A 9,836-nucleotide genomic window follows, 5' to 3' on the forward strand; every position below is an offset into this window, starting at 1 on the left:
CCTGACAACATCGGGTCGTTACCAACGCAATGCGCGCGCCCCGACAAGCACGCCGACGAGCGCTGGCAGCGACATGCCCACTAAATACCAAATCGCCCAGAACGGCACGGCCATCTCGGGACAGCGCAGGCAGTAGACAAGTGCAGCGATTGCGCCCGCCAGCAGGCCAACTGCTGCGCCGGCCAACGCGGGACGCGTCGGCGCAAGCCCGCGCATCGCCATCTGCAGTGCGATCAGCGCGGGAATTGAGAGGAGCGCGATGTGCAGCGAGCAGGTCCGCCACGTATGTCCTAGTATCATGGCGCCGCGCAGTCCGGCGGGCGAAAGAGAGAGGGCCGTAATCGCAGCCACCCATACGAGGGCGATGGGCACTCCGAGGGCGGTCCATGCGTGTCCGACTCGGACGCCCGGCCGCGACAGTCGCGCGGTGACGAACACCGCCGCGATAGACATTGATAACGGAAGGGAAAGCTTGGCCCAGAAAAGCGGCATTGAAAGATGCGCTGCTAGCGCCGCAGCGTTCACTCCTCCCGGAACTACGTACAACAACGTTAGAACGGCTGCCGCCACGCTAAAGATGACGCCACTGCCTAGGCGTTTCGCGACGGCGGCCCGAGACGGCGCGCGTGGCCCAAACACCAACATGGAAATGAGGTATTCAGTTTTCATGAGTCTTCCCCTTGATCTTCGCTGCAAGCGCTTTGAGGCCGCGATGAACGCCGATTTTGACTGCCGACTCAGTGAGCCCAGTCGTAGCAGCCGTTTCGGCAATCGACAGACCCAGAAGCTTCGTGTGTTCGATTGGTCGGCGCTGCCGCTCCGGCAGGGTGTCGAGCAACCGTGTCAGATCTCGGCGTGCTTCGAGCGAATCTATTGGGGAAGCACCCGAAACTGGCAAGTCATCGTCGAGCGGCTCGAAGATCTCGCCGCGTCGAAAATTGGCGCGAAAGTGATCGGCAAGTTTATAGCGCACAATCGCACTGATCCAGGCAGTAAGCGGCACGTCAGGGCGAAACGTGTCAAGTCCTTTGTGGACCGCGATTAGTACTTCCTGGATAAGATCTTCGACGTCGGCGTCCTGCTGCCTGAGTTGCTTGCGCAGGCGTGCGCGCAGATGGCGCGCGAGCTCGTCAAGAAACCGGTGGTAGGCATGCTTGTCACCGTTTATGGACGCTTCGAGCAGGGCGGCGAGACGTCGTTCCGCCTTCGCCCCCGCTTCTGCGCGCTGGGCGACCGTTGCTGCCTGGTCTTCGTCGTCGAACGTCGGTAAAGTCATCGTCGCACTGGATTTCATGGCAGGCCACGAGCGTCGGAAATAAGGGCGGTCGTCGGTACCCCGCGTATATGAGCGAGCCGTGGAGCACAGTTCGACGACATCGTCCGCGCGGGCTTGCGAGGATTCGGATGGCGGGGGCGTCGACAGGCGGTGCCACAACACGGACGGACGGACCTTAAATGCGGCACGACAAAACTGTCACGCGAACTTACGCTAAGCATTTGCGGTGAGCGGCGAGAGAAGTGGGTTGGGAGCGCCTTGGTCCGTCCGACCCGGCAGCCGGCGCCGGGTCGATAACGGTATCAAGGATTAGATCGCTTCAACACGGCGGGTAGTTACAGACTTGATCGAAAACTATCTGTGTTTGCCGGCTTTGTGCTGTGTGCGGCCAAACCCTGTGTAGAGCTGTAGGCGCTTCGGAACTTGCAAGCGGTGGCGCTTATCGCACAAAGACGACAATCGGCAGGTCGACATTGTCGCCACCGTTGACGATCGCCGAGCTGTCGCCGACCGCCTGCAATGCCGAAATGGGTTGCGTTAGGACCGGCCGCCGTAAATAGACGTCCAGACCCGGCGCGCGCCCGCTGTAGGGTGGAACGATGGGCCATATTTCGTTGCTATTCACCGACGACGCGATGCTCGTTTTAGGACTAAGCGCCGCCGCGCGCCCGAGCGAGCGCAGTAGTCAATACCGACGCGTTCAGCAATTCGGGCAGTGCCTCCCCGGTCACGCGGGCTGGTCCGTACACAACATCGAGCGGGATCCCGGCGCGTCCAAAGCTCTGTACGTAACGCGCAATAAGCGGGTCGACATGGCTCCAATCGGCGCGCATGCGCACCACGTCATGTGCTTTGAGCGCGAGCTTCACGTCAGCTTGGCTGAGCACGGTCAGTTCGTTCACTTTGCAGGTCAGGCACCAAGTCGCTGTCACATCGACAAAAACCGTCTTGCCCTCGCCAATGAGCGTCTCGATGCGTTTCGGGTCGAAAGGCTGCCAGTCATAGCCGTCGACAGGCCAGCGTGAAGCGCTCGCGCTGGCGCTGCCGTGCGTCGCACCCAGCGGTTGTTGATCGTTGCGTCCGCTGGTGACCGCGATTACACCGACCGCGAGCGCTACGCTCAACGCTTTAGGCCAATGCTGCGCGGCAGCGCGTTGAGGTTGAGCGATTAGTACAAGCACGCCGATCAAAGCCGCTAGCAGCAAGGCAACCGTCTCGGAACTGCGTGTGCCCGCGACGGTCGCCAAAACGACCAGCAGCCACACCAGTGTTCCGAAGAGCATTGCGCCGAGCGCCACGCGAAGCCACCTCATCCACGCACCGGGACGCGGTAACCATGCCGCCGCCGCCGGAAAAAGCGCGAGCGCGATGAATGGCAATGCCATCCCGACGCCCATCGTCGATAGCACAGCGACGATGTCGACCGGGCTACCAGCCAACGCGAAACCAGTCGCTGTGCCGACGAACGGCGCGGAGCAGGGGGTCGCGAGAAGCGTCGAGAAAGCGCCCGACAAAAACGCTTCGGCATACGGGCCGCATGAACTCCTAGCGACAGCGAAATCAGCGAGCGCCGTCGGCAGTCTGAGTGGCAACCAATCGAAGAGGCTTGCGGCAAAAATCGCGGTGATAGTCGCCATCGTGGCGAGAAACCACGGTTGCTGGAATTGAATGCCCCAGCCAATCGTGGCGCCGGCTAGCTTAACCACGGAGAGTACGAGCGCCAAGAGCAAGAACGACGCGATGATGCCGAGCGCAGTCGCGCCGGCCAATCGACGGGTCATGCCGCGCGACTCGCCGCTCGCCTTAATGAGTGAGAACGCCTTCAGCGATAGTACCGGCAGCACGCACGGCATCGCATTCAAGATCAGCCCACCCGCGAGCGCGACAAGAAGTATCGACCACAAGGCGTCGGCTCCGCGATTGGGCCGTGTGGCCGCGACGCCGATGCCAGGGATATCAAATGTAGCAGTGCGCGATCCATCAACAAGTGTGAGTGTCAAGCTGGAGGCGCCGGCGCCAACAGCAGGTGACGGCAGGGAGACGTCGAACGCCGCGTCATGGCCGTCGTGCGAGAGGACGACGCGTGGTCGCGGCGGCAAGCCGCCGCCGGCCCCCTCGACAAAAAGATCTGGCTTTTCGAAAGCCGCTCCTTTGCTGTGCAGAGCCACTGTCAGCCGTTGCACACCTGTGTCCGTCGTGACGCGAGCATCGGCCAGTGACATTTTGGCGGCGGCGAGCGTGCCGGGTAACCTGCGCCGGGCAGCGTTGATAGCGCCGGCCTCTTGCGACGGGAGCGCCGCTTCGCCATCGATCGCACGGGGAAGATCGAGAGTCAGGTCGGCATGTTCCGGAACGCATACGTTGGCGCAGGTCGCATAGTCCAGAGAGAGAGCGAGATGCACAGGCATACGTGCGTCATCCAAGTTCGCGCGACGCAGCCGGATATCGAGCGGCAATAACACGTCTCCGACGATGACCGCATTCTGCAGATCCTCGACGATGAGCCGCGATGGCGCGGGCCAGTGTATGTCCGTGCCAGCGGTTGCCGGTGTCCGGGACCAATCTAGTTTAGGGGCAATGCCCGCGTCGCCGGGCGTGCGCCAGTAGCCGTGCCAGCCGGGCGGATATCGAAATTCAAGTGCCGCCTCGAGGGTGTTGCCCGAGACACGGTCAACCGACGTGACTAACCGGACCTGCGCGCGCTTGTCTCCGATCCACTGGGAAGCAGCCGCATGAGCCGTCATCGACAAAACCGCGACAGCTGCCGCGAGCGCTAAGTGGGTGCACTGGTGTAACAGACGGCGCATAATTCGCTCACCGGATCCCATCGCTCATGCCAACCGGTGTGATCATTGCTTCACGCCGGTTTGCGATTCGTCGACTCTCGCCGCTCCGACAATTTCGCCGTTAGGCGCCTGAAGCAGCACCGCGAGGCGATCGCCGGCAACCGGCGCCGCGTCGAACTGTACGGCTTTGCCGGCCCACATGCCAATCGGCATGAATCCGCGCACGATGTTCGATTCGGTGAGCGTGCGGCCTGCGTTCTCGCCGCGCCCGATGGCCGTCATGCGTCGCGGGTCATAACCGACAAGCAGCACGCGCGCACGACCGCTTCCAGCGCCAATTCCGACCCAGACGCGGTCGCCGTCGTGTTTCGCTGTGACCATTACTGACTTGGGCGCTGCGGCTTTCGCTTGTTCGATTGCTCCGTTAGCTGCCTCACGGTCTGAACCGACGACGCCCGTCTTCCCATCGATGACCATTTCCGGCGTGTATGAGCCATCGCCGAATCGCTGACCATACTGCGCTTGGCGCTCGGTTGCTGCGTCAAGCGAGAACGGGTCCTTCCAGCCCAACTGGTTCCAGTACGTGACATGGAACGCGAGCGGCAGCACGTCGCTGCGCGTATCGCTCAGTTCGGACAGGAAGCGGTCAGCTGGCGGGCAGGACGAGCATCCTTGCGAAGTAAAAAGTTCGACTACGACCGGGCGCGGCTGCGCCGCATATGCCTGCGTAACAAACATCGCGGCTGCGCTCGTAAAAAGCGCTGCGGCAAGGGACCGGATCGGCATGACCACACTCCTTAAAGAAGATAACAATTAGTTCGTTCACCAGCGGCGGCTGGTTACACTGCTGATCGATCTTCACCAAGGGACGGCGCGCAAATGTCGTCTTCGAAGAAACCGTGGTACGTGTATTTTGCAGTCGCCTCTGCTTCAGTCACCGCGATTGCGTGCGCATTTAGCGAGCGCAGCGTGGTGAGCGAACCCAAGCGGTTCGTGACGATATGCCAGTCAAAGGGCGAAACTGGACTCGCTAAGTTGTCCGTGAGGCCGTCGATCGCAGATGATTTGAGCGCGTGCAGCAGTCTCTCGCGCGGAGGAGAGTAAATCGCGAAACCTTCATTCGCGAGCGCTGCGCTGCGGATGCCGACCATTACGCACACGCGGATCTTCGCCTGGCGATCTAGCACATCGGCGCTGCGCGACTGTGCAATTAGCGCGGCTGTCTCATGGTCGACGATCCGACCCGCCCTCAGAAGCGGCCGGCCGTCCGCTGCCCATGCTTCGGGCGGGCAGGCCTTCATTGAAGGATCGAGGGCGTGTGACGGGTTGAGTTCTGCGGGATAGATGCGGCAGACGCGCGGGCGGCTTTCGTAAGCGCCGCACGACATGTCGGCGCGCAAATGCGGACAGGCGCCCGCGAACGCAGCGACGAGCGTGACAGTCACCCGCAAGGGTAGCGCGCCGCTCCGAGCCGCGAACGAGCGTCTGCGCCGATGCTGCGCGAGTGCGTCGTTAGCTGGCGGCTCGCTTGGCCAAGGAATCGCATCGCATAGTATCTGCACCTCGCCCCCGCGAGTTAGCCAGTCGATTGCTTCGTGGACATCAATCGGCAGGCGTAAGTCGTGACAGCATTTGCCGCACATCGTGCAGGCGAAGTGAATAGTCATAGTCGAGACGACCCCATGAACGGTGGAATACAACGTCAGCTAGTTCGCATCCGGAGCGCCATCAGTTACAGCGCGTCAGAAATAATTTGACCTCCCGAAATAATCTGATTGGGTGTGTAACCAACCGTCTGGGCCCGACGAATTGACTGTTACAGAGGCCGCCAACGTATTGTTCATTCGGTTTATCGTCTCTTACACTTCCACGCAAGGAGGATCACATGAAGAAACTTATGACCGCTGTCACCGCAGCTGTTTTGGCCCTAGGCGCGACACTATCGGTTGCGCAAACCAGCGGCGCGATGTCTCATGACTCGATGTCTCGTGATTCGATGTCGAAAGATTCGAAGACCAAGGACGCCATGTCGCACGACAGCATGCGCGACGGTCAATCGTCGCACGACAAGATGGCGCAGAGCGCAAAGGCTAACGATAAAATGAAAAGCGGCGATGCGATGGGGATGGCCCATCCAGAATCAGGCGCGATGGTGCGATAGAAGGTTGGGCGGGGTCGCGCGCGCCACGCTCCGGCGCCGCTCGCCGGCACGTTAGGCGCGCGTGAACTAAGTGCCATGCTCTGAAGCACGGCGCGGGAGGCAAGCCGTGCGACGCAGCGCGGATCCGTTGTTGGTCGGTCATCAGTGGGGCCGGCAGTGCCGTGTCGTAAACCCTTCGCAGATAGCGAGGGGTTCCCTATCGGCTTCTCCGGTGACGACCTCGAAGGCAAGTCTTGCCATCAAACAAAGTTTCGCGCGATCGGTTCGGATTGCCGGATCGGCGTGAGAGCGAGGCGGCATGCCTATAGGTCAGCGGATGCCCGACTTGCAGTTGCTGACTTCGATCCAGACGTTTCATATGATGCCTACGGCCCGCTGCCCATGAGCGACGACATTCGCTTCGGAGGCTCTTTTCGTCCGTGTGCGTTGGCGAGACTCGCGCGCTGACCACTCGGTGACTGGCAATTTGTCACGGATTGTTACGCTTAACGCGCGCACCTTCGTTTGTGTGCCGTTAGTCTGGCTTGGCCTTCTGCGGTATAAGCTGTGCAAGCGCCGGCGCAATGACGCCTTCCAGCAGTGCCTTTTCGGGGCGAACTCGAGCCAAGACACGAACCCCCATCAGAACGCCAAGGAGATTCTGTGCAAGAGCTTCCGCCTCTATCGATTGCGTGATCGTTCCGTTGGCCTGGCCGTTTTTAATGCACCTGAGAAAAAAACTCTCGATACGAGCAAGAACGGCAGCGATGCTCTGCTTAAGCTCTCCATCGTGTGGTGCCGTTTCCATGGCTGAGTTCACAAGCATGCAGCCCTTGTGTTGGCGGTCGTTTAGCGAGCGACTAAGAATTTCCTCGAAAAAACGTTGTATAGCCTCCAACGGAGGAAGCGCCGCACAGCGTTGCAAGCGGCTTCCTATGTTCTCTTTGATGTAGCGATCAAGGGCTGCACGGAAAAGTCCACGCTTGTCGCCATACGCGTTGTACAGACTGGCAGCGGTGAGTCCGGTGGTTTCCGTGAGGACCTTTACCGAGGTCGCCTCATAGCCCAGACTCCAGAAGCACTGAACTGTGGCGTCAAGTAGCGCCTGCTCGTCGAATTCTCGTGGTCTCGCCATTTCCCATCACCTATCAATCATCGCTCACGATGTCCTTGCTTGTTTCGCTTCGATGAGCGATTATAGAATGCGCATTCTAAAATGACTAGACGAGGTAAGAACCGCATCTTGATGCTCGGAGTTCGAAAATGTTTCGGCTGGGAGAGGGTAGTCCGACGAGGTAGACGTGAACAGCAAGGGCCAGCTAGTCAACTATGGCCTGTCTCGTCCTTGCTCTCGCCCGTTTTTAATCGTATTTCGGGTGGGACCGCACCAGGGTCGGACTCGCTCGCCTGACCTTGCTTCGACCTTCCTAAACAATGGCAAACGACGAGGTGTCGCGATTGGCTACGGGTGGAGTAGAGGTGGATGAGCAACGGGCTTCCCGTTCTAGGATGGTCGGGTTCGCGTGGGCAGCACTCACGGTTACGATTTTCGCGGGCTGGTTCGTGGTGACGCGGTTAGGTGTCACGCGGCAGTTACGCATCTGGGATATCGCCGCGCTCCGGTTCGGGGTCGGCAGCATTCTTCTCGCGCCAGCCGTCGCGCGCCGGCGCTCAGGTCTGTCCGTGCGGGCGTGGGGCCAAGGTTTGCTATTTGCAGCGCTGTGGGGCGTGCCTTTCGTGCTACTGGTCGCGCTGGGCCTACAACTCACTTCCGCGACTCAGGCCGCATCGATTGCGCCGACATTGATGCCAGTCTTTGCAGGCGTGTTTGCATCCGTCTTCTTGGGCGAGCGGCAGGGAAGGGGGCGCTGGATCGGCTATGCGGCGATCGTCACAGGCCTTGCCAGCCTAGTGGCTGCCGGTGCAGCAGCGCATGGCCCAACAGACGCCAGAGGGATCACGGTGTTGGCCGCTGCCGCTGTCATGTGGGCCACCTACACGCTGCTGTTTCGTCGCAGCGCGTTGACACCGATCCAGTCCGCTGCGCTCATCTGCATCTGGTCCACAGCACTTTATCTGCCCACTTATCTATTTCTCGGTCTCAGCCGCTTCAACTGTGCTTCACGAGGCGAGATCGCCCTACAGGCTGTCTATCAAGGCGTGCTGATGAGCGGCGTTGCACTTATCGCTTTCAACCGCGCTGTTTCTCTGCTAGGCACTGCGGCGGCAACCGCTGTCATTGCGCTACTGCCGGCTGTTGCGTCGATGCTTGCGATACCCGTCCTCGGGGAAACGCCGTCGCTGGCCGAAGGTCTGTCGATCCTCGTCATCGTGCTCGGCGTACTAGTCGCGTCCAATCGTCCATCCTTACGCAGTTCGTCAAACGTTCCGCAACCATAGAGATGCCTTTATGATTCGTTTTTACTTTCACCCAACGCCGAACCCGGCCAAGATTGCTCTTTTCCTCGAAGAAGCTGGTCTTCCGTACGAGACAATTCCGGTGGATACGAGCCGAGGCGAGCAGCACGCGCCGGCTTTTCGCTCGGTCAACCCCAACGGTAAGGTACCGGCCATCGTCGACACGGAGGGGCCGGGCGGCCGGGAGGCGCGCGTCTTCGACTCGACGGCGATTCTTCTCTACTTGGCGGAGAAGAGCGGCAAGTTCCTTGGCGCACAGGAGGACAGGACAGAACTGCTTTCATGGCTCCTGTTCATCGCGTCCGGCCTTGGACCGTTCTCTGGCCAGGCGGTGCACTTCCAGTTTGCAGCGCCGGAAGGGCTGGATTACGCAGTGAACCGCTATCGACGGGAGGCTCAGCGCCATTATCAGGTCTTGAACGATCACCTTGAGGGCCGAGCATATATCGTCGGCGAAACGTACACAATTGCTGACATTTCTGCATGGGGTTGGCTTGATCGTGCCTCGCGCGTGATGAAAGGATCCGATGATCCGTTGGGCGCATTCCCGAACCTCAAACGGCTCTTCAACACAGTGGACTCCCGACCGGCGGCGGCTCGCGCGAGGGCAGTCGGAAAAGACCACGCGTTCAAACAGGTAAACGACGAAGAAACAAAACGCGCACTGTTTCCGTCAAACTATCCCCCGAGCCCCTGAGAGGTGGCAAGCGAACGCGAAGATCGGTGTCTACGACCAGTATGCCAAGCGGAGCTTGGGACTTGCAGCGGATGCAGCGTTAGCACCCGTGCGAGCATTTGTCTATCACTCAACAGGCGGATGAGCTACAGGCCTACCGTTTGACCGCAACTCTTGTGGATCGCTTCGCGTGCATTCGTCAATTTGCTGGCCTCTGTCGACTAGATTCATAGAGTTCGTTAAGTTCGGCACCATCTTTTCGGAGAAGAGTCCCCAAGAGGTGCCGTTTTCTCCGGCGGTTCTGGCAGAGGGGTATATAGCAACCGAGGTCGCTGTTTCGCAGGGCTATCGGCATCACGGACGGGAATCAAAGGCCACTGCGGTCCGAAAGCCTTTTCGTCCTGACTAAGGCGAGGTTCCACTTGCACGATCAGCCAAGCGCGTGGCGTGAAAATTTGGCCTTTATTGAGACTTACGTAAGTCATGACATCTATATGAACGCATCCCTTTTGCGCTAGTTTTTGTGTGTTTTGACGTCGG

10 protein-coding genes are annotated in these 9,836 nt (G+C 60.1%); 3 read left to right on the forward strand and 7 right to left on the reverse strand.

Annotated elements, in window-relative coordinates:
- Nucleotides 1–18: 18 nt before the first annotated feature.
- The 6 genes from NCS02_RS35700 to NCS02_RS35725 all read right to left on the reverse strand — a co-directional run bounded on the left by NCS02_RS35700 (nt 19) and on the right by NCS02_RS35725 (nt 5,729).
- Entirely contained in the window at nt 19–669 is a 651-nt protein-coding gene (locus NCS02_RS35700) for a DUF1109 domain-containing protein (protein WP_250523680.1), read from the reverse strand.
- Nucleotides 659–1,294, reverse strand: coding sequence for a sigma-70 family RNA polymerase sigma factor (locus NCS02_RS35705; RefSeq protein WP_250523681.1), 636 nt, complete (start codon nt 1,292–1,294; stop codon nt 659–661). Before NCS02_RS35705 ends, NCS02_RS35700 begins: the two co-directional genes overlap by 11 nt.
- 421 nt (nt 1,295–1,715) lie before the next feature.
- Entirely contained in the window at nt 1,716–1,901 is a 186-nt protein-coding gene (locus tag NCS02_RS35710; RefSeq protein WP_250523682.1) for a hypothetical protein, read from the reverse strand.
- A gap of 25 nt (nt 1,902–1,926) precedes the next feature.
- Nucleotides 1,927–4,020, reverse strand: coding sequence for a protein-disulfide reductase DsbD family protein (locus NCS02_RS35715; protein ID WP_250523683.1), 2,094 nt, complete (start codon nt 4,018–4,020; stop codon nt 1,927–1,929).
- A 105-nt stretch (nt 4,021–4,125) separates the two neighbouring features.
- Nucleotides 4,126–4,848 carry a DUF1223 domain-containing protein gene (locus NCS02_RS35720; protein WP_250523684.1) on the reverse strand — a complete coding sequence of 241 codons (723 nt, stop codon included), beginning with the start codon at nt 4,846–4,848 and terminating at the stop codon, nt 4,126–4,128.
- A 53-nt stretch (nt 4,849–4,901) separates the two neighbouring features.
- A complete protein-coding gene (locus NCS02_RS35725; RefSeq protein WP_250523685.1) occupies nt 4,902–5,729 on the reverse strand; it encodes a YkgJ family cysteine cluster protein in 828 nt (275 codons plus the stop codon).
- A 218-nt stretch (nt 5,730–5,947) separates the two neighbouring features.
- Here NCS02_RS35725 and NCS02_RS35730 point away from each other — a divergent pair, with 218 nt between their 5' ends.
- Nucleotides 5,948–6,223 carry a pentapeptide MXKDX repeat protein gene (locus tag NCS02_RS35730; RefSeq protein WP_250523686.1) on the forward strand — a complete coding sequence of 92 codons (276 nt, stop codon included), beginning with the start codon at nt 5,948–5,950 and terminating at the stop codon, nt 6,221–6,223.
- 514 nt (nt 6,224–6,737) lie between these two features.
- Here NCS02_RS35730 and NCS02_RS35735 read toward each other — a convergent pair.
- Entirely contained in the window at nt 6,738–7,337 is a 600-nt protein-coding gene (locus NCS02_RS35735) for a TetR/AcrR family transcriptional regulator (RefSeq protein WP_250523687.1), read from the reverse strand.
- 344 nt (nt 7,338–7,681) lie between these two features.
- Between NCS02_RS35735 and NCS02_RS35740 the strand changes: the two genes are divergently transcribed.
- Both NCS02_RS35740 and NCS02_RS35745 read left to right on the forward strand, forming a co-directional pair.
- Nucleotides 7,682–8,602: a DMT family transporter gene (locus tag NCS02_RS35740; protein WP_250523688.1), complete on the forward strand. Its 921-nt coding sequence runs from the start codon at nt 7,682–7,684 to the stop codon at nt 8,600–8,602.
- Nucleotides 8,603–8,612: 10 nt separating this feature from the next.
- Nucleotides 8,613–9,317, forward strand: a complete 705-nt coding sequence (locus tag NCS02_RS35745; protein WP_250523689.1) for a glutathione S-transferase family protein — start codon at nt 8,613–8,615, stop codon at nt 9,315–9,317.
- Nucleotides 9,318–9,836: the final 519 nt, after the last annotated feature.

This window comes from Caballeronia sp. NCF2 (assembly GCF_023631205.1).
Lineage (GTDB): Bacteria > Pseudomonadota > Gammaproteobacteria > Burkholderiales > Burkholderiaceae > Caballeronia > Caballeronia zhejiangensis.